Annotated in this window: 24 protein-coding genes; 13 read left to right on the plus strand and 11 right to left on the minus strand. The window is 60.4% G+C overall.

Annotated features, from left to right (window positions below; translation table 11 throughout):
• Positions 1-67: 67 nt before the first annotated feature.
• Positions 68-1588 carry a DUF2125 domain-containing protein gene (locus tag ACR0KJ_RS15775; protein WP_170624617.1) on the minus strand — a complete coding sequence of 507 codons (1521 nt, stop codon included), beginning with the start codon at positions 1586-1588 and terminating at the stop codon, positions 68-70.
• A 139-nt stretch (positions 1589-1727) separates the two neighbouring features.
• On the opposite strand from ACR0KJ_RS15775, the gene ACR0KJ_RS15780 reads away from it, so the two are divergent.
• The 3 genes from ACR0KJ_RS15780 to ACR0KJ_RS15790 are packed head-to-tail and all read left to right on the plus strand — an operon-like array spanning position 1728 to position 3810.
• On the plus strand, positions 1728-2471 hold the full coding sequence (locus tag ACR0KJ_RS15780) for an SDR family oxidoreductase (protein ID WP_480627112.1): 744 nt from the start codon (positions 1728-1730) through the stop codon (positions 2469-2471).
• A complete protein-coding gene (locus ACR0KJ_RS15785) occupies positions 2468-3076 on the plus strand; it encodes an enoyl-CoA hydratase/isomerase family protein (RefSeq protein ID WP_170455246.1) in 609 nt (202 codons plus the stop codon). The genes ACR0KJ_RS15780 and ACR0KJ_RS15785 overlap by 4 nt, the downstream gene beginning before the upstream one ends.
• Positions 3073-3810, plus strand: a complete 738-nt coding sequence (locus ACR0KJ_RS15790; protein WP_480627113.1) for a VOC family protein — start codon at positions 3073-3075, stop codon at positions 3808-3810. The genes ACR0KJ_RS15785 and ACR0KJ_RS15790 overlap by 4 nt, the downstream gene beginning before the upstream one ends.
• On the opposite strand, the gene ACR0KJ_RS15795 is transcribed toward ACR0KJ_RS15790, so the two are convergent.
• Positions 3811-4107 carry an HNH endonuclease gene (locus tag ACR0KJ_RS15795; protein ID WP_480627114.1) on the minus strand — a complete coding sequence of 99 codons (297 nt, stop codon included), beginning with the start codon at positions 4105-4107 and terminating at the stop codon, positions 3811-3813.
• Positions 4108-4153: 46 nt separating this feature from the next.
• Between ACR0KJ_RS15795 and ACR0KJ_RS15800 the strand changes: the two genes are divergently transcribed.
• The gene (locus tag ACR0KJ_RS15800; protein ID WP_170455407.1) at positions 4154-5344 is read left to right on the plus strand and encodes a TIGR03862 family flavoprotein; all 1191 of its coding nucleotides are present in this window, start codon (positions 4154-4156) and stop codon (positions 5342-5344) included.
• On the opposite strand, the gene ACR0KJ_RS15805 is transcribed toward ACR0KJ_RS15800, so the two are convergent.
• From ACR0KJ_RS15805 to ACR0KJ_RS15825, 5 genes are all read right to left on the minus strand, one after another.
• Positions 5341-5928: a glutathione S-transferase family protein gene (locus tag ACR0KJ_RS15805; RefSeq protein ID WP_480627115.1), complete on the minus strand. Its 588-nt coding sequence runs from the start codon at positions 5926-5928 to the stop codon at positions 5341-5343. The genes ACR0KJ_RS15800 and ACR0KJ_RS15805 overlap by 4 nt on opposite strands.
• Positions 5929-5996: 68 nt before the next feature.
• Entirely contained in the window at positions 5997-7025 is a 1029-nt protein-coding gene (holA, locus tag ACR0KJ_RS15810; protein WP_480627116.1) for a DNA polymerase III subunit delta, read from the minus strand.
• Entirely contained in the window at positions 7022-7513 is a 492-nt protein-coding gene (lptE, locus tag ACR0KJ_RS15815; RefSeq protein ID WP_480627117.1) for an LPS assembly lipoprotein LptE, read from the minus strand. Before lptE ends, holA begins: the two co-directional genes overlap by 4 nt.
• Positions 7500-10034, minus strand: a complete 2535-nt coding sequence (leuS, locus tag ACR0KJ_RS15820; RefSeq protein ID WP_480627118.1) for a leucine--tRNA ligase — start codon at positions 10032-10034, stop codon at positions 7500-7502. Before leuS ends, lptE begins: the two co-directional genes overlap by 14 nt.
• A gap of 72 nt (positions 10035-10106) precedes the next feature.
• Positions 10107-10595 (minus strand): DUF3576 domain-containing protein, encoded by a 489-nt coding sequence (locus ACR0KJ_RS15825; protein ID WP_170455232.1) that lies wholly within the window; start codon positions 10593-10595, stop codon positions 10107-10109.
• 285 nt (positions 10596-10880) lie between these two features.
• Here ACR0KJ_RS15825 and ACR0KJ_RS15830 point away from each other — a divergent pair, with 285 nt between their 5' ends.
• Positions 10881-11888 (plus strand): porin, encoded by a 1008-nt coding sequence (locus ACR0KJ_RS15830; RefSeq protein ID WP_170624604.1) that lies wholly within the window; start codon positions 10881-10883, stop codon positions 11886-11888.
• Between the two features lie 104 nt (positions 11889-11992).
• A complete protein-coding gene (locus ACR0KJ_RS15835; protein ID WP_480627119.1) occupies positions 11993-12652 on the plus strand; it encodes a YggS family pyridoxal phosphate-dependent enzyme in 660 nt (219 codons plus the stop codon).
• On the opposite strand, the gene ACR0KJ_RS15840 is transcribed toward ACR0KJ_RS15835, so the two are convergent.
• Together ACR0KJ_RS15840 and ribA are read right to left on the minus strand one after the other, a co-directional pair.
• Entirely contained in the window at positions 12636-13136 is a 501-nt protein-coding gene (locus ACR0KJ_RS15840; RefSeq protein WP_480627120.1) for a L,D-transpeptidase family protein, read from the minus strand. The two genes, ACR0KJ_RS15835 and ACR0KJ_RS15840, sit on opposite strands and share 17 nt — an antisense overlap.
• The gene (ribA, locus tag ACR0KJ_RS15845; protein WP_480627121.1) at positions 13133-14227 is read right to left on the minus strand and encodes a GTP cyclohydrolase II; all 1095 of its coding nucleotides are present in this window, start codon (positions 14225-14227) and stop codon (positions 13133-13135) included. The genes ACR0KJ_RS15840 and ribA overlap by 4 nt, the downstream gene beginning before the upstream one ends.
• A 161-nt stretch (positions 14228-14388) precedes the next feature.
• Between ribA and ACR0KJ_RS15850 the strand changes: the two genes are divergently transcribed.
• Positions 14389-15075: a response regulator transcription factor gene (locus ACR0KJ_RS15850; RefSeq protein WP_050605036.1), complete on the plus strand. Its 687-nt coding sequence runs from the start codon at positions 14389-14391 to the stop codon at positions 15073-15075.
• Positions 15076-15390: 315 nt separating this feature from the next.
• On the opposite strand, the gene ACR0KJ_RS15855 is transcribed toward ACR0KJ_RS15850, so the two are convergent.
• Positions 15391-16095: a hypothetical protein gene (locus tag ACR0KJ_RS15855; RefSeq protein WP_480627122.1), complete on the minus strand. Its 705-nt coding sequence runs from the start codon at positions 16093-16095 to the stop codon at positions 15391-15393.
• A gap of 376 nt (positions 16096-16471) precedes the next feature.
• Between ACR0KJ_RS15855 and ACR0KJ_RS15860 the strand changes: the two genes are divergently transcribed.
• From ACR0KJ_RS15860 to ACR0KJ_RS15875, 4 genes are all read left to right on the plus strand, one after another.
• Positions 16472-17260, plus strand: a complete 789-nt coding sequence (locus ACR0KJ_RS15860) for an exodeoxyribonuclease III (protein ID WP_480627123.1) — start codon at positions 16472-16474, stop codon at positions 17258-17260.
• Positions 17261-17336: 76 nt separating this feature from the next.
• Complete coding sequence (gene trxA, locus ACR0KJ_RS15865; protein WP_170455217.1) at positions 17337-18254, plus strand: thioredoxin; 918 nt, start codon at positions 17337-17339, stop codon at positions 18252-18254.
• A gap of 27 nt (positions 18255-18281) precedes the next feature.
• A complete protein-coding gene (locus ACR0KJ_RS15870; protein ID WP_170455215.1) occupies positions 18282-18923 on the plus strand; it encodes an LON peptidase substrate-binding domain-containing protein in 642 nt (213 codons plus the stop codon).
• Positions 18920-19105: a Trm112 family protein gene (locus ACR0KJ_RS15875; protein ID WP_170455213.1), complete on the plus strand. Its 186-nt coding sequence runs from the start codon at positions 18920-18922 to the stop codon at positions 19103-19105. Before ACR0KJ_RS15870 ends, ACR0KJ_RS15875 begins: the two co-directional genes overlap by 4 nt.
• Here ACR0KJ_RS15875 and ACR0KJ_RS15880 read toward each other — a convergent pair.
• Positions 19102-20364, minus strand: a complete 1263-nt coding sequence (locus tag ACR0KJ_RS15880; RefSeq protein ID WP_480627124.1) for an FAD-dependent monooxygenase — start codon at positions 20362-20364, stop codon at positions 19102-19104. The two genes, ACR0KJ_RS15875 and ACR0KJ_RS15880, sit on opposite strands and share 4 nt — an antisense overlap.
• Before the next feature lie 52 nt (positions 20365-20416).
• Here ACR0KJ_RS15880 and ACR0KJ_RS15885 point away from each other — a divergent pair, with 52 nt between their 5' ends.
• Both ACR0KJ_RS15885 and ACR0KJ_RS15890 read left to right on the plus strand, forming a co-directional pair.
• Complete coding sequence (locus ACR0KJ_RS15885) at positions 20417-21745, plus strand: amidase (RefSeq protein ID WP_480627125.1); 1329 nt, start codon at positions 20417-20419, stop codon at positions 21743-21745.
• 109 nt (positions 21746-21854) lie between these two features.
• Positions 21855-23036 (plus strand): aminotransferase class I/II-fold pyridoxal phosphate-dependent enzyme, encoded by a 1182-nt coding sequence (locus ACR0KJ_RS15890; RefSeq protein ID WP_480627126.1) that lies wholly within the window; start codon positions 21855-21857, stop codon positions 23034-23036.
• Positions 23037-23039 lie beyond the last annotated feature (3 nt).

Here is a 23039-nt window from a genome sequence, read left to right on the forward strand (position 1 = left end):
GGTTTTGTGACGTCTGCACCGTAGGTCAAGGGCAAGGGCGCGCGGTCACGCCCTTGCCCGATCACATTTACTTAATACGCTGACCATTCGCCAGAATCTGGCCGTCTTCGGTGAATTCGATGGTTGAATTCAGCGTGTCGGGCTCATCCCCCGGCACCGCCATCATGCCCATCATCATCCGGGCGCCCAAGGCATCGCTGTCGGACATCAGGCCCATTCCGATCAGCTTGTCGATCAGTGCATTTGCCCCCACCAGTTGAAGGTTCGCGACACCAGCCGGGGCGGGCATGCCGAATTCCTCGGTGTTTGCGTTGTCGAAGGTGAAATCGCCGTCACCGGTCAGTCTTGCCCCAACCAGCGAAACCAGAAGCTCGTTGATCTTCAGCGAGTGCAGCTCGGCCGGAATCTCGCCTGTTGCTTCGAACTCGGCGGCCTCTTCGGGATCGAAGATGTTCATCAGAACTTTGGCGGTGCCGCTGGTGTCCAGCGCGATGGTCGCCGGATCGCGGGGCAGAGTGCCTGCGGGGTCAAACATGCTCCACAAGATATCCGACATGGTGAAATCGGTCAGGTTCATCGAGAAGCCAAACGGCTTGACCTCATCCGAAGGTTGAACCGGAATCTCAAGTTGCAGACCGGCTTTCTCCATCGCGGCTTCCAATGGGAAGGGCAGGTCCGCCGTTGTCACCGCCAGCTTGGTATTGTTCTGCTCGATATCATAGGCAATCCGCTCGGCATCCATGCTGGCCGCAAAGCGCCCGCCTTCGGATGAGCTGGCCATGTTGAACTGCTCACCCTCGCTGACGCCGCTGATATCGGTCTTGCCCGAGGCATAGGTGAAATCGCCCGCAAAGGCGAAACCGGCAGCGTACAGCGCCTCAGGATCGCTGAGGTCAAATTCCAGCGGCAGGATGTTTTCACCCGCAAACGTCAACTGGTCCATTTTGCCGACAAACAGGCCGGAATCGCCGTTCTCAGGGTCTTCGAACTGGATGTCGTAGGACAGTTCGGCGGCTTCGAACGTCTGATCGATTGTGCGCTCATCACCGATCAACATGCGAGAGCTTCCGGACAGGTCGGTCATGTCAAAGCTGACATTCAGAGCATCATCGGGCAGGGCTTCGTCGCCAGCCTGCAACTCGCCCAGAACGATGCTGAGGGTGGATGCGGAATAGTCATAGGTCATGTCTTCGGGCGAGCCGGAAACAACCATGTCCAGATCGGTCTGCGAATAGATCAGGTCGACCGAGAATGCCTCATCTTCGGCCGTGCCCGAGATTGTCATCGGGAAGCTGTCGGGAAAGCCGATGCTGACGGTGCCATCGCCGTTTTCGGTCAGTGTCATTTCCGGCATGACCATCTGGAACTGACCGTCATCTTCGGGGAAGGTCATCGACAGGGTCATGTCCGCGATTGTGGTCACGTCCCCGGCGTTGCTTTGATCGCCGGTAATTGTATAGCCCATCGACTGGAAATAGTTCTGCCAATCGGCCCAGACATCATTTGCAGTCAGGTCGGCCCAGGCGCCTTGGGTGGCAACGGCGTAAGCCAGGGCTGCGCCGCAGCTGCGGCGAAGGAAAACAGACATAAGGTAACCCTTCTTGATCAATTTGTGGCGCATGGTCGGGGTTGCGGCGGGTATCGTCAAGGGGCAAGGGCTGGACGCCTTCCCCGTTTCCGCGCTACGGCTTTGGACAAGGACCAGCCCACGGATTGAGGAGGGGGAAATGCAGGGAAAAACAGTACTCATAACAGGGGCCAGCCGGGGAATCGGGGCCGAGGCGGGGCGCGTTTTTGCCGCAGCCGGGGCCAATGTCGCGCTGATTGCACGCAGTCGTGATCAGATTGATGCGCTGGCGGCTGCGCTGGGGGATAACGCGATTGCGCTGGCTTGCGACGTCAGTGATTTCGCGCAGGTCGAACAGGCGGTGGCCGATTGCGTTGCCCGGTTTGGCGGTCTGGACGTACTGATCGGCAATGCAGGTGTGATCGAGCCGATCTTTCACCTGTCCAACGCCGATGTCGCATCCTGGAGCCAGGCCATCGATATTAACCTCAAAGGCGTATTCTACGGCATGCGCGCCGCCCTGCCGGTGATGCGCGCCGCCGGGGGTGGTACGGTCCTGACCGTCTCGTCCGGTGCGGCATCGAACCCGGTTGAGGCGTGGAGCCACTATTGTTCCTCGAAAGCGGGTGCGAAGATGCTGACCGAATGCCTGCATCTGGAAGAGGCGCATAACGGTATCCGCGCCATGGGCCTGTCGCCGGGCACTGTGGCCACGGATATGCAACGTGTCATCAAGGCCAGCGGCATCAACCCGGTTAGCCAGTTGGATTGGGATGTTCACATCCCGGCGGACTGGCCCGCGCGGGCGCTGATGTGGATGTGTTCGTCAGACTCGGATGAGTTCTTGGGCTCCGAGATTTCCCTACGCCAAGATGACATCCGCCAAAGGATCGGCTTGACGTGATTGAATTGACGAAGGACGACGGTCTATGGACCGTCACGATCAATAACCCGGGCAAGGCAAACGCCCTGACCGGTGCGATGCTGACCGAACTGGCCGAGATTGCCGAGGCCGCGACCGAGGCCAGCGCGCTGATCCTGACAGGTACCGGCAAAGTGTTCAGCGCCGGGGCCGATCTGGACGAGGCGCGCGCCGGGCTGGCCACCTCGGACGTGTGGGAGCGCCTGTCGGGCGCGATTGCCGCCTTGCCCTGTCTGACGGTGGCCGCATTGAACGGTACGCTGGCCGGTGGGGCCAACGGGATGGTGCTGGCCTGTGATCTGCGCATCGCGGTGCCCTCGGCCAAGTTCTTCTATCCGGTGATGAAGCTGGGCTTTCTGCCGCAACCGTCCGATCCCAAACGCATGGCGGCCCTGATTGGCCCGGCGCGGACCAAACTGATCCTGATGGCAGGGCAGAAGATCACGGCAGAGGAAGCCTATGCCTTCGGTCTTGTGGACCGCATCGTCGCGCCCGAAGACCTGATGCCCACAGCGCGCGAGCTGGTGGCGGACAGTGTCGCTGCAAAGCCCGACATCGCCGCTGGCATCGCCGAGCTGTGCCGATGAGGTTGTCCGCGCTGCGATTGCGCGTCGCCGATCCGGATCGCCTGGCCGGATTTTACCGGAACGCGCTTGGCATGTCGGTGCGGGCCGAAGGGCAAAACCGCCGCGTCGGCTATGACGGGCAGGATGCGGATCTGTTGCTGATGCCAGGTGGCGGCGGGTACGCCCATGATCAGGGGCAACGATACTGGAAGATCGGGATTACTCTGCCCGATGTGGACGCGGCGGTTGAGGCGTTGAGCAAACAGGGCCATGCTGTCAGTGTCCCGCGCCAGTTTCTGGATATCGGCTACATGGCCCATCTCAGCGACCCCGAAGGCTTTGTGATCGAACTTCTGCAACATGATTTCGAAGGCAACCGGCCCGAAAATGCAGCCGATCCCGCGAACCCGTTCGCGCAGGCGCGGGTCGGTCAGATCACCCTGCGTACCGGCGATATAGCCGCCGAGGACGCGTTCTGCCGCGCCCGGGGCATGAAACTGCTGTCAATGCAGGACGTCGCTCCATACGGGTTCGATCTGCATTTCTACGCCTTCACGCAGGACGCCCCGCCTGATCCCGACCCGTGGGCGGTCGGAAACCGCGAATGGTTGTGGAAGCGCCCCTACACAACGCTGGAATTTCAGCACATTCAGGGCGCGCAATTCGCACCGGTGCCGGATTTCAAGGGGTTGGAGTTCGAGGGCCTGGCCCAGCCGATTTCGGATGCCTTCGGTGATCCCGTCCTGCCCGGCTGATCACCGAGCGCGCCGTTTTCCCGGCACTTTCGAACGAAAACCGGGCGGGCGTTTGCGGACCCAGTTCAGGAATTTCTCAAGCCTGGGATGCGCGCGCAGGGCCTCGACCGTGTTGAAACTGCGCGCCAATTCGGCCTCGGTCAGCGTGGCGTGGATTTCCTTGTGGCAGATCTGGTGCAGCAGAACGGTGGGTCCGCCCTTGCCTCCTTTGAGTTTTGGGATCAGATGATGCAGGCTGCCGCCGCCTTCGGGGATCGGGCGGTCGCAAAGCGGGCAGATCGGATCGCTGTTCGTCATGATCGGGAATGATGCGCCTGTGGGCGACGAAGGCAAGAGGGTGCGAATGGCGCAGGCAGTGGTGATCGGGGCAGGTCCCGCCGGGTTGATGGCGGCGGAACAGCTTGCCCGGGCCGGTCACTCGGTTCTGGTGGCCGAGGCCAAACCCTCGGTCGCGCGCAAGTTTCTGATGGCGGGAAAATCGGGGCTGAACCTGACCAAGGATGAACCTTTCGAGACCTTGATCCAGTCTTATGACGAAGCCGCCGACTGGCTGCTTCCGATGCTGGCCGAGTTCGACGCGCAGGCCGTTCAGGACTGGGCGCGCGGTTTGGGGCAAGAGCTGTTCACCGGCTCGACGGGCCGGGTATTTCCAACCGTCATGAAAGCCTCACCCCTGTTGCGCGCGTGGCTGGCCCGCCTGTCAGAAGCGGGCGTTGAGATCAGGACGCGCTGGCGCTGGACTGGGTGGCAGGGCGATGTGCTGACATTCGACACCCCGGACGGCGAACACAGCCTGACGGCAAGCGCGACAATTCTAGCGATGGGCGGGGCCAGTTGGGCGCGATTGGGATCGGACGGCAATTGGGCGACCCCCCTTGCCGACAAAGGTGTTCAGATCACCCCGTTTGCTCCCGCCAATGCCGGTCTTCTGGTCGACTGGTCCGACCAAATGGCATCGCATTTCGGCGCGCCAATCAAAGGTGTTGCCCTGCAAGCCGGGTCCTTGCACACACGCGGCGAGGCGGTGATCTCGGCCCGCGGGCTGGAGGGCGGCGGCATCTACACCATCTGCAAAGCGGTGCGAGACGGGGCGCCATTGACGCTCGACCTGATGCCTGATGTGTCGCAGGACGACGTGGCGCAGCGCCTCAGCAAACCGCGCGGCAAGGCCAGCCTGTCCAATCACATCCGCAAAGTTCTGAAACTGGGGCCGACCCGAACGGCGTTGCTCATGGAGTTCGGGCGGCCCATCCCGTCCGCGCCCGATGCCTTGGCACAACTCATCAAATCGCTGCCGGTTCATCATGCGGGCCCGCGGCCAATGGACGAAGCCATCTCAACCGCAGGTGGCGTTTCGCGCGCGGCCCTGACCGATGGCTTGATGCTGACGGCCCTGCCAGGCGTTTTTTGCGCCGGAGAGATGCTGGACTGGGAAGCGCCAACAGGTGGTTACCTGTTGACGGCGTGTCTGGCCACAGGGCGCTGGGCCGGTCGATCCGCAGTAGACCGGCTGAGGCAAAACGGTCCTGATTAATTGAGTTCGGCCAGTTTCTTATAGGCAGGCCGGTTCCGCATCTCTTTGCCGTAGGCTTTCAACACGTCCGAATCCAACGAAAAGCCCGCGCCCTTTGCCCAGCTCATGCAATGTACCAGCAGGATATCGGCGATGGTCATTTGATCACCCATCAGGAACGGACCCTGGAACCGTTTCTCTAACCGCTTGAAATTCTGATCGAACTCCCATTTGGCGGCCTCGCCAATCTGCGGGACGCGCTTGTCCTCGGGCAGGATGAACCCGTGCCGTGCCGCAACCCACAGGACCGCATCCAGCTCGTCCAGAATCGCGTGGAACACCGAATCCTGAACGGCGCGTTCAGGGCTGCCCGCCGGGAAGGTGAAGGCCCCGTGTTTGTCGGCCAGATAGGTCATGATCGCGGAACTGTCCGAGATCACATGATCGCCGTCCACCAGAACCGGAATCTTGCCGCTGTGGTTCAACGCGGCAACCTGTGGATCACGTGGTCCGACATTGACCAACTCGTACGGTTGCCCGAGCTCTTCCAGCAGCCAGATGACGCGCGAGGTGCGGCTTTGGACGCGTCCATAGATCTTGTACATGCTGATCTCCTGCCATTTGCTGGCCTGAGTGTGGCCCGGAACGGGCAGGGGTCAAGACAAACGCAGGGTCAGCGCGACCGGGCGAGCATTGCCAGACGGATCATGGCACGTTCGACCAGCGCCATCGCCGGGGCTGTCTGCCCGGCTGAGCGCAAGGACAGGTCGGTATCGGTCAAAACGGTCAGCGCCGTCTGGAGCTTGGGTGCGCCCCACCCCTGCGCTTGCCGCAGAATGCGGTCGCGGCGTTTGCCGTAGACTGGCGGGCGCAGCTTGCCGATTCCCTGCGCCGCACCGCCGGGGTCCGAGGCGCAGGCATAAAGTGTGCGAAAATGCCGGGTCGCTCCGATGCACAGTGTTACCCCGTTGGTACCCTGCGCCTGCAGACGCCGGATCAGCGGCCCGATCTCACCGGCGCGACCCTCGGCGACCACGTTCAGGACATCGTCCAGCGCCGCCTCGGTCGAGCGGGGGGCGCAGGCTTCGATGTCCTCCAGGCTCAGTTCGCTGTCATCGCCGCGCTTGAACAGCGACAGTTTTTCAACCGTCTGAGCGAAATCGCCGGGGCTGAGGCTGACGGCCAGTTCATTCAGCGCCGACATTGTGTCGCGCGGCACATTCCGCAATCCGGCCTGTGCCAGCACACGCTCGACCTCGGCCCGTGAGGGCGGATCGTCATAGATACCAACCGCATAGGCCGCCGGGTGCGATTCGAAGGCTTTGCGGATTTTGGAACTGGGTTTCAGCTGCCCTGCGGTGACGATGATCTGCGCGTCTCCGGGTGCCCAATCCTCAAGCGCGGCCAAAATCGAGGGGGCGGCAGCATCCGTGGCTTCTTCGACGAACACGGCGCGGGGGCCGGGGAAGAAACCGACCGCTTTGACCGCATCCAGCAGTAAAGCGGGGTCGCCGCGCAAGTCGCTGCCGGGCATCCGGGTCAGGCGCATTTCCTCTTCGGCATTTGCGCCCAGCAAGGCCGCCAGCACCTGTTGACGCTTCAACGCCACCCGCATGGCATCCGCGCCGTAGATCAGCAGGCCGGTCTTGTCTGCATCCGGTTTGGCGAAATAGCCGTCAGCCTCACGCGGGCTCAGCTTCATGCGGTCAGGCCCGGCGTGGCGTAAAGGCGATTGACGATCTGATCCGACAGAATCGTCATCAGGCGCCGTGTCGCGTCGCGTTCATCGGCGAGTGTGGAAACCGTTGACCCAGACGCCGAATAGCCCACGAAATCGGTGACGGTGCCCGAGGCCACGATCTGCCCCGAGGCGTTGGAGCGCAGCGAATACTGCGCCCGTCCGTTGACCGTGTAGCGGTTGGTCTCGTTGGTTGTGGTGATGGCCGCGCTTTGAACCTGGGTAGAGACCTGCACGCTCAGCTTGTAATCCTTACCCGAGGTCGCGCTGCGCCCAAGCTGTTGTTCGAGGTTTTGAACCAGAAGGAACGTGTTTTCGTTATTTGGCGCAGACAGTTCGACCTTGCCAAACAGCGCCGATCCTGCCCCGCCCGGAGCGTAAACCGGTTGAAAGCCGCAAGCAGCAAGCGCCAGCGGCATCAACAGAAAGGTTCTTCGGTCAAACGACGACATTCACGATCCGACCCGGGACAACGATCACTTTCTTCGGGGCCGATCCATCCAGCGCCCTTTGCACAGCTTCGGTGCCAAGCGCGATTTTTTCAACCTCGTTCTTGTCCATGTCCTTCGGAACGCTGATTTCGGCGCGGCGCTTGCCGTTGATCTGGATCGGCAGGGTGACGGTGTCATCGACCAGCATCGCCTCATCGGCAACCGGCCATGGTGCAGTTGCCACCAGCCCTTCGCCGCCCAGCAACTGCCAGAGTTCTTCCGACAGGTGCGGGGTCATCGGCGACATCAGTTGCGCCAGTGTCTTGGCGGCCTGACGCTTGGCGTCGGTGCCCGCCTTGGATTTGGCCAATGTGTTGGTGAACGCATAAAGCTTGGCGATCGAGGCGTTGAAGCCAAAGGATTCGACGCCGCCGGTCACATCGTGGATCGCCTTGTGCATCTCGCGCAACAGGACCTCGTCCTCGGCATTGGCCGGGTTGTCCGAGTCTGCGATTTCCGAGGCAATGCGGTGCACGCGGGTCAGATGTTTGAACGCGGCCTCGGCCCCGGCGGCGGTCCACTCAACGTCCCGCTCGGGCGGCGAATCGGACAACACAAACCAGCGCGCGGTATCGGCGCCAAAGGCCGAGATGATGCTGACCGGATCGACTACGTTCTTTTTGGACTTCGACATTTTGGCCGAGGGGATGATCTCGACCTCGGTGCCGTCGGCCAGTTTACCGTCGGTCACATCCTCGGGCAGGTGATAGACCGGTCGGCCCTTGGCGTCGCGAGTCTGGTAGATTTCATGCGTGACCATTCCTTGCGTGAACAGCGCGTTAAACGGCTCGATGGCCTTTTTCGGCAGATGACCGGTGATCTGCATCGCCCGCGCAAAGAAGCGGGAATAGAGCAGGTGCAGAATCGCATGTTCGATGCCGCCGATATACTGGTCGACATTCATCCAGTATTCGGCCTCGGCCAGATCGGTGGGCGTCTCGGCGCGAGGCGCTGTGAAGCGGGCGAAATACCAAGACGAATCGACGAATGTGTCCATCGTGTCGGTTTCACGCTTGGCCGGGGCACCACAGGACGGGCAGGCGCAGTCACGCCAGGTCGGGTGGCGGTCCAGCGGGTTGCCCGGTTTGTCGAATGTGACATCGTCGGGCAGGCGGACCGGCAGATTCTCTTTCTTCTCGGGCACCACGCCGCAGGCATCACAATGCACAACGGGAATCGGGCAGCCCCAATAGCGCTGACGGCTGAGGCCCCAATCGCGCAGGCGGTATTTGGTGACGCCTTCACCCCAGCCCGCCTTTTCGGCGAAATCGACGGTGGTGTTGATGGCCTCATCGCCCGTGGCCTCGGTCAGGCCCGCGAAATGGTTCACCCAGCGGACTTTTTCAGTCTTCGGCGGCACAAAGGCGATCTTGTCGACCGGGGTGTCATCGTCCAGCGCAAAGAAGGTATCGATCACGGGCAGGCCATATTTGCGGCAGAAATCGAGGTCACGCTGGTCATGTGCTGGGCAGGCAAAGATCGCGCCGGTGCCGTAGTCCATCAGGATAAAATTGGCGATCCAGACCGGCAGTTCCCAACTCGGGTCCAGCGGGTGACGCACGCGGATGCCGGTGTCATAGCCGAGCTTCTCGGCGGTTTCGATGGCCTCTTCGGTGGTCCCGCCCTTGCGGCATTCGGCAACGAATTCAGCAACTTCGGGGTTTTCGGCCTCAAGCTGCTTGGCAATCGGGTGATCCGGCGAGATACCAACAAATGACGCACCCAGCAGCGTATCGGGGCGAGTCGTATAAACCGTGATCGGCTCACCTCCATCGGTGCGCTCAAAGCCGAACTGCAGGCCACGCGACTTGCCGATCCAGTTCTCCTGCATCAGGCGGACCTTGGCAGGCCAGTTGTCCAGAGTATCCAGTGCGTCCAGCAATTCCTCGGAGTAATCCGATATCTTGAAGAACCACTGCGTCAGCTCGCGCCGTTCCACCAAAGCGCCCGAGCGCCAACCGCGCCCGTTTTCCACCTGTTCATTGGCCAGAACGGTCATGTCGACCGGATCCCAGTTCACCACGGCGTTCTTGCGATAAACCAGCCCGGCTTCGAGCATGTCCAGAAACAGCGCCTGTTGCTGGCCGTAATATTCCGGGTCACAGGTGGCGAATTCACGCGACCAGTCGATCGACAGGCCGAGCGGCTTCATCTGCCCGCGCATGTCGGCGATATTGCCGTAGGTCCAGTCCTTGGGGTGGCCGCCGATGGCCATCGCGGCGTTTTCGGCAGGCATTCCAAACGCGTCCCAGCCCATCGGGTGCAGCACGTTATGCCCGGTCGCCAGCTTATGCCGCGCGATCACGTCGCCCATCGTGTAGTTGCGCACATGCCCCATGTGGATTCGGCCTGACGGGTAGGGGAACATCTCAAGCACATAGTATTTCGGCTTGTCCGCCTTGTGGTTGGCGGTGAAGATCCCGGCCTTGTCCCAGGCCTCTTGCCATTTTGCTTCGATTTCGGTGGCCGAGTAGCGCGACATCATGCGGTCCTTCGTGAATGAAAACGCCGGGTCAGAACCCGGCGTGGTCTTAGTGCGAATTTCGACGGGTTGCTAGAACTTACTGTCTGCAACGCGCAACTGACGTGCGCGGGACAGGATCGCATCCTCAACCGCGCGCGAGGTTGCCGCGCTGACGGGTGCACCGCCGCTGGACTGCAACGCAACCGACAAGGACCGCGCCGCAAGCGCCGGGTCGCTGATATGCACGGTTGCCCTGTACGAGCGTCCTCCGCCCGGAGGAGTGCCGTAACCCGTTACAATTACGCCGGTAAACGGATCCACCTCTTGAACAGGCAGGAAGCTGAGAACGTCCAGCGATGCGGCCCATAGGTAACGGTTCACATTCGCTGTTTGCTCAGCACCGCTGCGGTCGAACACATCCCAGATGGTCGAGCGGTTGGAGTCGTTCAGCTCTCGTTCAGCCGAACGGGTACTGTCCGTATTGTTGTAAACCGGATTTGGCGCGGCGCCTCGATTCGGGCCGCAGGCGGAAACGGCGGCGGTAATTGCAATCAGACCCAAAATCGTCGGCAGGCGCATTGTCAGCAGATCCTGTTTTCACTTGCTATACATCGTCGGGGGATACTCCTAACTAAGGTCCATGTGTGCAACAAGCCTATTCTTTATGAATTGTCGGTGTGATTGCCGCCTGACAGGTCCCAAAACCGACTGTGGCATCCTTGCACCAATCTGATCCCAATGAACCGCCCCCTTTTATGCCAAGCTTGCGCAATGGGGGCAAAAAGAGCGAAACGGTGTCCGTGCTGAGACATATGCCTTGGTATGTGTCGAGTAGATAAAACTTTTGAAACCGAGGGAAACAAGATGAAAAAAGTTCTCTTCGCAACGACGGCGCTGATCGCGACCGCAGGCGTTGCAGCAGCTGAAGTGAAATTCAGCGGTTATGGCCGTTTCGGTCTGGGCTATCTGGAAGATCGCACAGGCACCGTTAGCACCACTGGTGGTGCATCCGCGACTGGTGTTGAAACCGACGAAACCATCCTGGTCTCGCGTTTCCGTCTGAACATCGACGGCATCGTTGAAACCGACGGTGGCGTCCGCTTTGAAGGCCGTGTTCGTGTACAGGCCGACGAAGACGCAGGTAACGGCGAAGCAAACGCGGCCAGCCTGAACGGCGCGCGCTTCTCGGTCATCTTCGGCGGTCTGCGTGTTGACGCGGGCAACGTTGCTGGCTCGTTCGACAACCTGGCAAACTACTACGGTAACGAGCCTGGTCTGGAAAACTTCATCGGCCAGTACTCGGGCGTTGATTATGACTTCCTGGCCTATTCGTCGACAGGTTCGGGCGCAAACGCTGTGTTCTTCCAGTACGCAGTTGGCGACTTCGCGTTTGGCGCGTCGTATGACCAGCGTACCTTTGCGGACACCGCGACCACTGGTTCCGCGACTACTGACGCAGACCGTTGGGACCTCAGCGCCACCTACACCTTCAACAACATCACTGCCGCTGTGGCCTATGGTGAGACCAGCGACATTGGTGCGATTGACAAGCAAAGCCTGGCCGTTCTGACCCTGGGTGCAGAATTCGGTGACTTCTCGGGCACTCTGTTCGTCGCGGACGATGACGTTGCAGATGACAGCCGCAACGGTACCGCATATGGTCTGTCGGCTGCTTACAACGTGAACGCAGCAACCACCCTGACCTTCGCCTACGGTGACGGTTCGGCTGACGACGACCTGCAGCAGTACGGCATTGGTGCCATCTATGACCTGGGTGGCGGTGCATCGCTGCGCGGTGGTATCGGCAACCAGAAGCGTGGCGACGGCGACAGCCAGCTGCGTGCTGACTTCGGTGCACAGTTCAACTTCTAAGTTGATCTGAACCGACTGGTTCTTGGGGCGGGTCTTCGGACCCGCCCTTTTCTTTTGCCTGAACATGGTGTTCTGTCGCGCCAAAGACAGATTTGAGGAACGCCATGTCCCTGCAAGACATCACCGCCCGCATCACAACGGCCGAATCCAAAGCAGGCCGGGACCCCGGGTCGGTCAAACTGATCGCCGTATCGAAGGTCCAGCCGAATGAACGGGTTCAGGCCGTACTGGAACAGGGCCACCGCTGTTTCGGTGAGAACCGGGTGCAAGAGGCGGCAGGCAAGTGGCCCGCGTTCAAAGAGCAGTTCGACGGGATAGACCTGCACCTGATCGGACCGTTGCAAACCAACAAGGCACGGCAGGCGATGGAACTGTGCGACGCGATCCATTCCCTCGACCGCCCGAAACTTGCCAAAACCCTGGCGCGGCTGGCGCAGGAGATCGGAGCCTGCCCGGACCTGTTCGTTCAGGTCAATACGGGGGAAGAGGAGCAAAAGGCCGGGATTCTCCCGACCGACGCGGATGGATTCATCGCAGAATGCAAAGCTCTGGACCTGCCGGTACGGGGGCTGATGTGCATCCCACCGGTCGAAGAAGAGCCCGCGTTGCATTTTGCCCTGCTGGCCAAAATCGCTGAACGCAACGGGTTGAACGGCCTGTCCATGGGAATGAGCGGTGATTTCGAGCAAGCCATCGCCCTTGGCGCGACCCATGTGCGGGTCGGCTCGGCCATTTTCGGCGAGCGGGTCAGACCTGAGGAATAATCAGCCGCGTGCCCGGTGCGATCCGCCGGGCGATCCAGTGCAGGTGATCGCGACGGAAGGCTACGCAGCCTTCTGTCGGAAAGCCGGGCCTGCGCCATTGATGGATAAAGATGGCCGACCCAGCCCCCGGCACCGCATTCGGCCAGTTCCAGTCGGTTATCAGGACCAGATCATATAACGGATCCGCCCGGCGCATCTTTTCATGGCTGAAGGCGTAAGGCGCTGAAACCAAACTGTTATACTGGTCATCGGACATATCGTCGGACCACAAATCCGTCGGGCCGATGGGCCGCGCCCAGGAACAGGGTGCAACTATTCGATCCGGGCGATACAGCATCCCTACGATGCGGTGCGTTCCGGTTGGGGTGGCCCCGTCGCCTTCGCGTTTCGCGGCGCTCAGACCCCCTTTCCCAATCGAACAGGGAAAGACGCGGCCCAGAAACCGGACGCCGCGTGGGGTCCAGACCAGATCGCCCGGTGTCACAGTAAATGCCCGGATTTCGCAGCCTTGGTGGCCAAGTAGCCGCGGTTATGCGCTGTCTCGCCCACTTTCAACGGCACGCGCTCGGTCACTGCGATGCCGGTTTTCTCCATCATCGAAATCTTGGCCGGGTTGTTGGTCAACAGACGCACCGAGCTAAAGCCTAGCGATTTCAGAATGTCCGAGCCCAGCCGGAAATCACGCTCATCGTCTTCAAAGCCCAGCCGATGATTGGCCTCAACAGTGTCAAACCCCTGATCCTGAAGGAAATAAGCGCGCATCTTATTGGCCAGGCCAATCCCGCGCCCCTCTTGATTCAGGTACAGCAATACGCCTGCACCCTCAGCCCCCATTTGCGCCAACGCGCCCCGCAACTGCGGACCGCAGTCGCATTTCAGACTGCCCATCAGGTCGCCGGTAAAACAGGCCGAGTGCAGGCGCGCCAAAACCGGTTTGTCGCGATCCGGACGGCCGATTTCTACGGCATAGTGCTCCTCACCACCGTCTTCGGGGCGGAACACGTGCAGACGTCCTGCCTCGGACACCTCCATCGGCAGACGCGCGGCAACAACCGGGTGCAGGGCGCTGCGATCGGCCAGATGAGGGGCCGCACGCGTGTGATCGATGCAGGTGAGGCCGTGCTGGGCAGCAAAGGCCTGGCCGTCCTCAACTGGCATCACAACAACTGCCGGCAGCAGGCGTGCCGACTTGGTCAGCGCGATGGCAATGCGATGCAGGTTGGCTTTCCCCTGCCGCTCGGTCATCAGGGGGCCCTTCATCGGCGCGTTCAGATCATCCGAAGGATCGGCAACCGCCTGCACCCAGTCAATCTCAACATCTGCCGGGATCACAACCCGCGCCAGATCCCCGTCATAGGCGCGTGCTTTCAGCGTCTCGGCCCGCCGTCCGGTGATCGCGACCACAGGTGTCCCGCCAAGCCCGCGCAAATCCGCCAGACGTTGGGGGCTGAGCGTCTCGGCCGCAAGCGCCAGCACACTGACGCCGCTGTCGTCGGTCAGGGCCACAGGCACGCCCATGCGCAGGTCAGCCCGGGCGCGGGCCAGCAGCTCGGTGATGTCGGGGTTTAGACTCATTGATAATGCCCAATCGCGTTCGGCGGACTTCTAACGGTTTCCAAAAGAAATGTGAAACATTTCCGCCGCGTCTGACACGATGGCGTGAGACAGGTGCAGCAAAGCTTGTCGATTGCATCTTCTACGCGCAAGTGATGGAAAAGGCTTAGGAGGACCGCGAAATGGCTCAGCTCAAGAAAATCCTGCTGGTGGATGACGACGAAGACCTGCGCGAAGCGCTTAGCGAGCAACTGGTGATGACCGAGGATTTTGACGTGTTCGAAGCCTCTGATGGTTCGTCAGCCATGGAGCGGGCCCGCGAAGCGATCTATGATCTGGTCATTCTGGATGTGGGACTGCCTGATACCGACGGGCGCGAGCTGTGCCGCCTGATGCGCAAGCAGGGCGTCAAAAGCCCGATCCTGATGCTGACCGGTCATGACAGCGACGCCGACACGATCCTGGGTCTGGATGCCGGTGCCAATGACTATGTGTCTAAGCCCTTCAAATTCCCGGTTCTTCTGGCCCGCATCCGTGCGCAACTGCGCCAGCATGAACAATCCGAGGACGCCGTATTCGTTCTTGGCCCGTACACCTTCAAGCCGGCCATGAAGATGCTGATCACCGAGGAAGACCGGAAAATCCGTCTGACCGAGAAAGAGACCAACATTCTCAAGTTCCTCTACCGCTCGACCGATGGCGTCGTGGCGCGGGATGTGCTGCTGCACGAGGTCTGGGGTTACAACGCTGGCGTCACCACCCATACGCTGGAAACGCACATCTACCGTCTGCGCCAGAAGATCGAGCCTGATCCATCGAATGCACGCCTTTTGGTCACAGAATCGGGTGGATATCGCCTTGTATCGTGATCCGAGGTGGATTGATTTGGATCAAAGTGATACTCTGGCCTCATAATTAGGTTACTCCCAACCCGCGCATGTCCGGGTTATGACATGCACCTCCCTGTTGGACTGCCGGGCCTGATGGCCCGGCTTTTTTTTGGGGAGTTGATTTATAAATGTCCGCTTTGAGCCCAAACTGTACCTTGCCCTTTCGAGCTGCGAGCGCCCGCAGCGCGGTAAATTTCGCATCTACTCAGTTCTTCACCCCGCGAGGCAGTGCAGATAGTGCCCTGTCATCAGCGCTGCTTCGGTTTTCCGCAGAGAGTGGTGTACGCGTAGTACTCAGTTGCTGAGCCTTACTTTTTTCACACTCATCCCGCGAGAAAACAGCACGTAGTCAAAGGTTTTTGGTGAGTACGCTCCGTGCTTAAAATAGAACTTGGTTGATCTGAAAGCGTTAGCTTGAAGGGGCTGGTCATATCGGCCCTTCATTTCGACCCGTCCATCCAACCAAACGGTAACATCGAAACCGCCGTTACCATCGAAGTTTATGAGGACTTTCAGTTCTTGTTCTGTCCCTTCAAACCTAAGCCTGCCCGCAGATGGTTGCCGAGTCAGCTTTCCATATATGCAACCGCCGTTCGTGAACTCAGTGTCGCTCCAAAGCTCCATTCTGCCATTCGATAGAACCGTTACCTTGAGTGGCGGAGCGCACGAACGCCGCCCATCGTGCAGTTGGAAGATATCGAAGCGCTTTGGGCGGCTGCTTGTCATCGATACCCTTGAAGTAAACAGATAAGCCCCTTTCACATTTGGTTTCACATGTTTTGTAGAGATTTCAGCACGTTGCTGCCAAGATCCTCCTGGGCACCTGTTTGAACTGGTGGTAAAGCGCCAGTCCTTACCTTTCTTAGTGATCGCTCCTTGGTCGACTCCGCAAGAAATCGACCAGTTGTTAAGCTGGTTCGCTTGCGCGGGGGAAGCAACAAAGAGCACAGACGCTAGGGCCGGGAATGTTACGACCAACAACAGTCTTTGCAACCACATTGCGCTGGCACCTATCAGATCTTAACTCTGCTAGTCAGATATTTGCTGTCTTTCAAGAAATTCTCAATACCAAAGCGGTCATGCTTGCCAAAACTTCAAACCTATGAGCAACACCTTCCTTGCCCACACTGCCGACCTAGTTATCCGCGCCTGTTGTGTAGTGAATTATAGGCTGAGATAACGTTGACGCTGAGAAACGACCGTTTTTGACAAAGGCGAAACCTGTAAAGCGGGCCTTGGCGCAGTCGCAGCGAAATGGTGCTTTGTCCGCTTAACTGCGATTCAGGTAACGAAGTTGTTCCGCGGCCTTTTCTCATGGCACCTGGTTCTATGTCGCGCTAACCTCCGCCCAATCGCGACAGAGGAATCCCGACCCATGCCCTTCACCCTTGCCACCTGGAACATCAACTCGGTCCGCCTGCGCGAGCCTATCGTGCTGAAATTGTTGCAGGAAGAGGCTCCGGATGTGCTGTGTTTGCAGGAATGCAAGTCTCCGGTCGAAAAGATCCCGACCGAAGGGTTTGGAGAACTGGGGTATACCCACATGGTTGCCCGTGGCCAAAAGGGCTATAACGGCGTCGCCATTCTGTCGCGCCTGCCGATGGAAGAGGTGGGCGACAAGGATTTCGCCGGTCTCGGCCATGCCCGTCACATTGCAGGGCGGTTGGAAAATGGCGTGACGATCCACAATTTTTACGTCCCGGCAGGCGGGGATGTGCCGGATCGTGAGGTGAATGAGAAGTTCGGGCAGAAGCTCGATTACCTTACTGATATGCGCGACTGGTTCCATGCGGAGAAGCCCGAGAAGTCCATTCTGGTGGGCGATCTGAACATCGCCCCGCGCGAAGATGATGTCTGGTCGCATAAGCAACTGCTCAAGGTGGTCTCACATACTCCGATCGAGGTTGACCAACTGGCGGAAACGCAAGATGCGGGCGGTTGGGTCGATATCACCCGGCAGGATATCCCTGAAGGCCAGTTGTATAGCTGGTGGTCGTATCGTGCCCGGGATTGGGACGCGGCAGACAAGGGGCGGCGGCTGGATCACGTCTGGGCGACGCCGGATATCTCGAACGCGGGCCATTCCAGCCGTATCCTGCGCGCGGCGCGCGGATGGGAAAAGCCCAGCGATCACGCGCCCGTCTTTGCAAGTTTCGATCTGTAACCGGCAAACTCAGCCCTTGGTTTCTGCGCCAAGCGGTTGCATATAGGGCGCAAGTTCGAACGAAAGAGTATTTGCCATGGACCTTCTGAACCCGTCAGACAGCACCCCCGCCACCGATCTGATCAAGAACGGCTCTGAGGCCACGTTCATGGCCGATGTGGTCGAGGCGTCGCAGGACATCCCGGTGATCGTGGATTTCTGGGCGCCGTGGTGCGGCCCGTGCAAAACGTTGGGGCCATTGCTGGAAGAGGCCGTAACCGCCGCCAAAGGTGCGGTGAAGATGGTCAAGATCAACGTGGACGAGGCGCAGATGATTGCGTCTCAGTTGCGGATCCAGTCGATCCCAACCGTTTACGCCTTCTTCAAGGGTCAGCCGGTTGACGGGTTTCAGGGCGCGCTGCCGGGGTCCGAGATCAAGGCCTTTGTGGACCGCGTGATCGAAGCTGCAGGCGGCGAAAGCCCCGGTGGCCAGTTGGAGGAGGCCGTTCAGGCCGCCGAAGAAATGCTGGCCGAAGGGGCCGCCGTAGATGCGGCGCAGACCTTTGCCGCCATTCTGGGCGAAGACCCCAACCATGCAGCGGCCTATGGCGGGCTGGTGCGCGCGCATATCGCATCCGACGATCTGGAACAGGCCGAGGCGATCCTGAACGGTGCCCCGGCCGAGATTTCCAACGCGCCCGAACTGGAAGCGGCGCATGCACAATTGGAATTGGCGAAACAGGCGGCAGATGCGGGCCCGGTGGCTGAACTGACCGCTGCGGTCGAGGCCGAGCCCGACAACCATCAGGCGCGTTTCGATCTGGCGCAGGCGCTGCACGCCAACGGCGATGTGGAAGACGCCGTGGCGCAATTGCTGGAATTGTTCCGCCGGGATCGCGAATGGAATGACGGTGCGGCCAAGGCTCAGTTGTTCACGATTTTCGACGCGCTCAAGCCCAATGATCCGATTGTTCTGAACGGGCGGCGCAAGCTCAGCTCGATGATATTTGCCTAATTCCTGATCAGAGCTACACTCGGGTACATGATGCATCCCGCCGACCTGCCGGAAACGGTATCCGTTTTCCCATTGCCCGGGGCGCTGCTGCTGCCCCGTTCTCCCCTGCCGCTGCATATTTTTGAGCCGCGCTACCTGCAAATGGTGGATGACGCGCTGAAGACCAAGGAACGGCTGATTGCGATGGTCCAGCCGAACCCCTCGGCCAACGATGACACCAAGCTGCACCGCATCGGATGCGCCGGGCGCATCACCCAGTTTTCCGAAACCGAAGATGGCCGGTACCTGATCACACTGACTGGCATTTCCCGGTTCCGCATCAAATCCGAACTGGACGCCTTCACCCCGTATCGCCGGTGCGAGGTGTCATGGGATGGGTTTGATCGCGATCTGGGCAAGTCCGAGAACGATGATGGGTTCAATCGGACACGGTTTCTGACCCTTTTGGAACGGTTCTTCGTATCCCGCCAATTGTCCACCGACTGGGGTTCGCTGAAGGATGCCGATGATGAGCTTTTGGTGAATTCCCTGTCGATGCTGATGGATTTCGACCCGGAAGACAAACAAGCCCTGCTAGAAGCTCCGTGCCTGCGCACACGGCGCGAAACCCTTGTGACATTGATCGAATTCGCCCTGCGTGGCGGATCAAATGAGGAAACACTGCAATGAGTGATCCAGCAAACGCGTTCGACCGCCATATGCTTGAGGCGCTGATTTGCCCGCAGACGCATACAACATTGCACTATGACGCGGAAAAGCAGGAACTGGTGTCCAAAACCGCAGGGCTGGCCTTTCCGATCCGCAATGGCATCCCGGTGATGCTGGTGGATGAGGCGCGTCCGCTGGACTAAATCGGGCGGCCTTGCAGCAGTTTCGGCAGATCGCCAGTCAGACCTGCCGCTTCACGCACGAATCCGCGCCGCAATCCGGGCAAGGATCCGACGATCCCCATGCCGATATCGCGACCGATCCGCAGCAGCGGATTATCGTTCGAAAACAGCTTGTTGAACACATCCGTCGCCATCGCAAGCGAAGCTGTGTCAAAGCGCCGCCACTCCTGATACCGCTGTAACACAAGGGTCGAGCCGATCTCTTCACCCCGCCGTCCGGCCAGTGTCAGCACTTCGGCCAGAGCGCCCACGTCGCGCAGACCGGCGTTCAGGCCTTGCCCGGCAATCGGGTGCATCCCATGCGCCGCATCCCCAACCAAGGCCAAGTGATCCGAGATAAAGGAATTGGCGATGGTCAGGTTCAGCGGATAGGTGAAGCGGTCGCCTTGCAGGCGGATGTCACCCAGAAAATCTCCGAATCTGGGCCGCAGAACCTGTAGGTACTCGGCCTCGGGCAGCGCGTTGATGCGATAGGCGGTGTCGGTGCGTTCGCTCCAGACGATGGAACTGCGATTGCCGGTCAGTGGCAGAATCGCCAGTGGCCCGGGGGGCATGAAGAACTGATGCGCGACGCCGTGATGGGGCAGGTCGTGCTCGATGGCGCAGACAAGGGCGGTTTGACCATAATCCCACCCGCTGCGCATGATGCCCGCCCGCGCCGCCGTACCGCTGCGCCGACCGTCGCACCCGACGACCAGTTGCCCTGCAACCGTGCTGCCGTCATCCAATGTCAGGGTGACGCCGGATGTACCCGTTTCCTGCGCCACAACGGTCTTGCCGCTGATCTGGGTGATGCGCTTTTCCTCTGCCATCGCCTCAAGAAAGGCGCGGCGCAGGTGGCGATCCTCGACCATATAGCCCATCGGGCCTTCTTCGATCTCGGCATGGTCGAAATGCATGAAAAAGGGCGACGGGCCGGAACCGGCATGGCCGTCGGTCACCTTGATTTCGAGCATCGGCTGGGCGTGGTCGGCGACCCGCTCCCACACACCAATCGCGTCCAGCAACCGTTTCGAAGCCAGCGCCAGCGCATAAGATCGCCCGTCAAAGTCTGCGTCTGTGCGGACCGTCTCGGCCAGAGAATCAATCACGCTGACCGTGTGACCGGTTTGCGCCAAGGCCAGTGCCAGAGCGGGGCCGTTCAGGCCGCCGCCAACGATCAGGATATCCGATGCCCGTGTCATGCCCTGCAATATGCGCGCCCTTTCGGGATTGTCCATGTGCGGTCCTGTCGCTACCGTCCGGTTCAGGCGGAAAAGAAGGAGGGGTGAGATGCAGGAATGGCTAACCATGACGGCCTGTGAACTGGGTCGGGGCATCGGCATGGGGCAGATCGACCCGGTAGACCTGACCGAAACCTATCTGACCGCCATTGACGCCCACCCCCATCGCGACCGCATCTATGCCCGTGTCACCCATGACCGCGCGCGGGCCGAGGCGAAGGCCGCAAAAGACCGCGCCGCCTTGGGCTTGCGCCGGTCCCTGCTGGATGGCGTTCCGATCAGCTGGAAGGATCTGTTCGATACGGCTGGTATTGGCACCGAGGCTGGATCGGCCCTGTTGAAAGGCCGTGTTCCGGATGCGGACGCCGTGGTCGTGCGCAATGCCACATCCATGGGCGCGGTCTGTCTGGGCAAAACCCATATGAGCGAACTGGCCTTCTCCGGTCTTGGCCTGAACCCGATCACCGGTACCCCACCTTGTATCGATGATGAAGATGCTGTGCCGGGCGGCTCATCCTCGGGCGCCGGGGCCAGTGTTGCCTGGGGTTTGGCCGCCTGTGGGATTGGGTCGGATACCGGCGGGTCGGTGCGTATCCCGTCGGCGTGGAACAATCTGGTGGGTCTGAAAACCACCGCGGGCCGGGTCAGCCTTGAAGGCACTGTTCCGCTATGTCTGCGGTTCGATACGGTCGGCCCCTTGGCCCGGTCGGTCGAGGATGCGGCGCATGTTCTGGCCTTGCTGGAAGGCGGTACCCCCGCCGATCTGCGCGGCGCGTCTTTGGCGGGTCGTCGCTTTGCGGATCTGCAGAATGTCGCGAAGGACGATCTGCGCGACGCCCCGCGCGCGGCCTATGAGGATGCGCTGGCCCGTCTGGCCGATGCAGGGGCCGAGATCGTCCCGCTGGACGTGCCCGAGCTGAATGACGCGATGGGCCTGACCGGAGTGCTTTATACAACCGAGGCTTATGGCTTGTGGAAGGACGTTATCGAGGCCAACCCCGAGGCAATGTACCCCGAGATTTTGGAACGGTTCCGCATGGGTCAGGCTTTTTCAGGCCCCGACTATGTTGCGGCCTGGTCCAGGCTCAAAGCCTGCCGTGCCGCATGGGACGCAGCTACTGCCGGATTTGATGCCGTTCTGGCCCCGACCGCACCGATCCTGCCGCCCAATCTGGACCGGCTGTTGAGCGATCACGACTATTACGTGACCGAGAATCTGCTGGCCCTGCGCAACACCCGCATTGGCAATCTGATGGGGCTGGCGGCTTTGACTTTACCGACCCAGACACCCGGTTGCGGGCTGATGATGTTGGGCTATCCGGGGTCCGAAGAGGCCCTGTTGCGGCTGGGCTCAGCGGCGGAAACCGCATTGGCGTGAATGCCACAATCCCCTGATTCGGCACCTCTTTGTCTGGACGGGGCGGGGTCTGATCTGTAATCTGCCAAAAAAGACGGGGCGAAATGACCCCGATATTGAGGCAGTAGTTATGATTTTCCCCGAGCGGTTTTCGAACCTACCGGAATATGCATTCCCGCGTCTGCGCACCCTGTTGGACCATCACCAGCCGGGCGGCGAGGTGATTCACATGACCATTGGCGCACCTATGCATGACTTTCCCGCATGGGTGACGGATGTGATCACCGAAAATGCGGCTGGATTTCAGGGTTATCCACCGAATGAAGGCTCGCCCGAGTTGCGTGGGGCAATCACCGACTGGATCAAGCGCCGTTATGGCGTGAGCATGGACCCCGACACCAACGTCATGGCGCTGAACGGCACCCGAGAGGGGCTGTATAATGCCGCAATGGCCCTGTGCCCGGAACAGAAGAACGGCCAAAAGCCGCTCGTTCTGTGCCCGAACCCGTTTTACCAGGTCTATATGGTCGCCTCGATCTCGGTCGCAGCCGAGCCTGTTTTTGTCCCTGCCACAGCGGCCACCGGACATTTGCCCGACTATGCGGGCCTGCCCGAAGACGTGCTGAACCGCACCGCCATTGCCTATATCTGCTCGCCCGCCAACCCGCAGGGGGCCGTGGCGTCCCGCGATTATTGGGCCGAGTTGATCGCCCTGGCCGAGAAATACGATTTCCGCATCTTCGCCGATGAATGCTATTCCGAGATTTATAGGGATGAGGCCCCCACGGGCGTTCTGACCGTCGCGCAAGAGATGGGGGCAGATCCCGAACGGATCACGCTGTTCAACTCACTGTCGAAGCGGTCCAATCTGGCGGGTCTGCGGTCCGGTCTGATCGCGGGCGGGCCCGAAACGATCAAACGCGTCAAACAGTTGCGCAACTACGCGGGCTCGCCCTTGCCGCTGCCATTGCAGGCCGCTGCAGCCAAGGTTTGGGCTGATGAGGCGCATGTGGCCGATAACCGCGCGCTCTATCAGGAAAAATACGCCATTGCGGATGAGGTCTTTGCCGGTGTGCAGGGCTATATGCTGCCCGAGGCCGGTTTTTTCCTGTGGCTGCCCGTTGAAAACGGCGAGGAGACCGCATTGAAGCTGTGGCAGGAGACCGGAGTACGTGTCTTGCCGGGCGCATATCTTTCTCAAGGCGATCCGAGGCAAAACCCGGGCGAGCACTTTATCCGGGCCGCTATGGTGGCCCCAAAAACAGAGTTGCAGCGCGGGCTGATCACGCTCCGCGACTGCATCTATTCGTGAGGT

This window comes from Ruegeria sp. AD6 (assembly GCF_056542325.1).

Coding starts and splice junctions, on each gene's coding strand:
- ACR0KJ_RS15775 (WP_170624617.1), bottom strand. CDS start 1,588: ATGTCTGTTTTCCTTCGCCGCAGCTGCGGCGCAGCCCTGGCTTACGCC.
- ACR0KJ_RS15780 (WP_480627112.1), top strand. CDS start 1,728: ATGCAGGGAAAAACAGTACTCATAACAGGGGCCAGCCGGGGAATCGGG.
- ACR0KJ_RS15790 (WP_480627113.1), top strand. CDS start 3,073: ATGAGGTTGTCCGCGCTGCGATTGCGCGTCGCCGATCCGGATCGCCTG.
- ACR0KJ_RS15795 (WP_480627114.1), bottom strand. CDS start 4,107: ATGACGAACAGCGATCCGATCTGCCCGCTTTGCGACCGCCCGATCCCC.
- ACR0KJ_RS15800 (WP_170455407.1), top strand. CDS start 4,154: ATGGCGCAGGCAGTGGTGATCGGGGCAGGTCCCGCCGGGTTGATGGCG.
- ACR0KJ_RS15805 (WP_480627115.1), bottom strand. CDS start 5,928: ATGTACAAGATCTATGGACGCGTCCAAAGCCGCACCTCGCGCGTCATC.
- holA (WP_480627116.1), bottom strand. CDS start 7,025: ATGAAGCTGAGCCCGCGTGAGGCTGACGGCTATTTCGCCAAACCGGAT.
- lptE (WP_480627117.1), bottom strand. CDS start 7,513: ATGTCGTCGTTTGACCGAAGAACCTTTCTGTTGATGCCGCTGGCGCTT.
- leuS (WP_480627118.1), bottom strand. CDS start 10,034: ATGTCGCGCTACTCGGCCACCGAAATCGAAGCAAAATGGCAAGAGGCC.
- ACR0KJ_RS15825 (WP_170455232.1), bottom strand. CDS start 10,595: ATGCGCCTGCCGACGATTTTGGGTCTGATTGCAATTACCGCCGCCGTT.
- ACR0KJ_RS15830 (WP_170624604.1), top strand. CDS start 10,881: ATGAAAAAAGTTCTCTTCGCAACGACGGCGCTGATCGCGACCGCAGGC.
- ACR0KJ_RS15835 (WP_480627119.1), top strand. CDS start 11,993: ATGTCCCTGCAAGACATCACCGCCCGCATCACAACGGCCGAATCCAAA.
- ribA (WP_480627121.1), bottom strand. CDS start 14,227: ATGAGTCTAAACCCCGACATCACCGAGCTGCTGGCCCGCGCCCGGGCT.
- ACR0KJ_RS15850 (WP_050605036.1), top strand. CDS start 14,389: ATGGCTCAGCTCAAGAAAATCCTGCTGGTGGATGACGACGAAGACCTG.
- ACR0KJ_RS15855 (WP_480627122.1), bottom strand. CDS start 16,095: ATGTGGTTGCAAAGACTGTTGTTGGTCGTAACATTCCCGGCCCTAGCG.
- ACR0KJ_RS15860 (WP_480627123.1), top strand. CDS start 16,472: ATGCCCTTCACCCTTGCCACCTGGAACATCAACTCGGTCCGCCTGCGC.
- trxA (WP_170455217.1), top strand. CDS start 17,337: ATGGACCTTCTGAACCCGTCAGACAGCACCCCCGCCACCGATCTGATC.
- ACR0KJ_RS15870 (WP_170455215.1), top strand. CDS start 18,282: ATGATGCATCCCGCCGACCTGCCGGAAACGGTATCCGTTTTCCCATTG.
- ACR0KJ_RS15875 (WP_170455213.1), top strand. CDS start 18,920: ATGAGTGATCCAGCAAACGCGTTCGACCGCCATATGCTTGAGGCGCTG.
- ACR0KJ_RS15880 (WP_480627124.1), bottom strand. CDS start 20,364: ATGGACAATCCCGAAAGGGCGCGCATATTGCAGGGCATGACACGGGCA.
- ACR0KJ_RS15885 (WP_480627125.1), top strand. CDS start 20,417: ATGCAGGAATGGCTAACCATGACGGCCTGTGAACTGGGTCGGGGCATC.
- ACR0KJ_RS15890 (WP_480627126.1), top strand. CDS start 21,855: ATGATTTTCCCCGAGCGGTTTTCGAACCTACCGGAATATGCATTCCCG.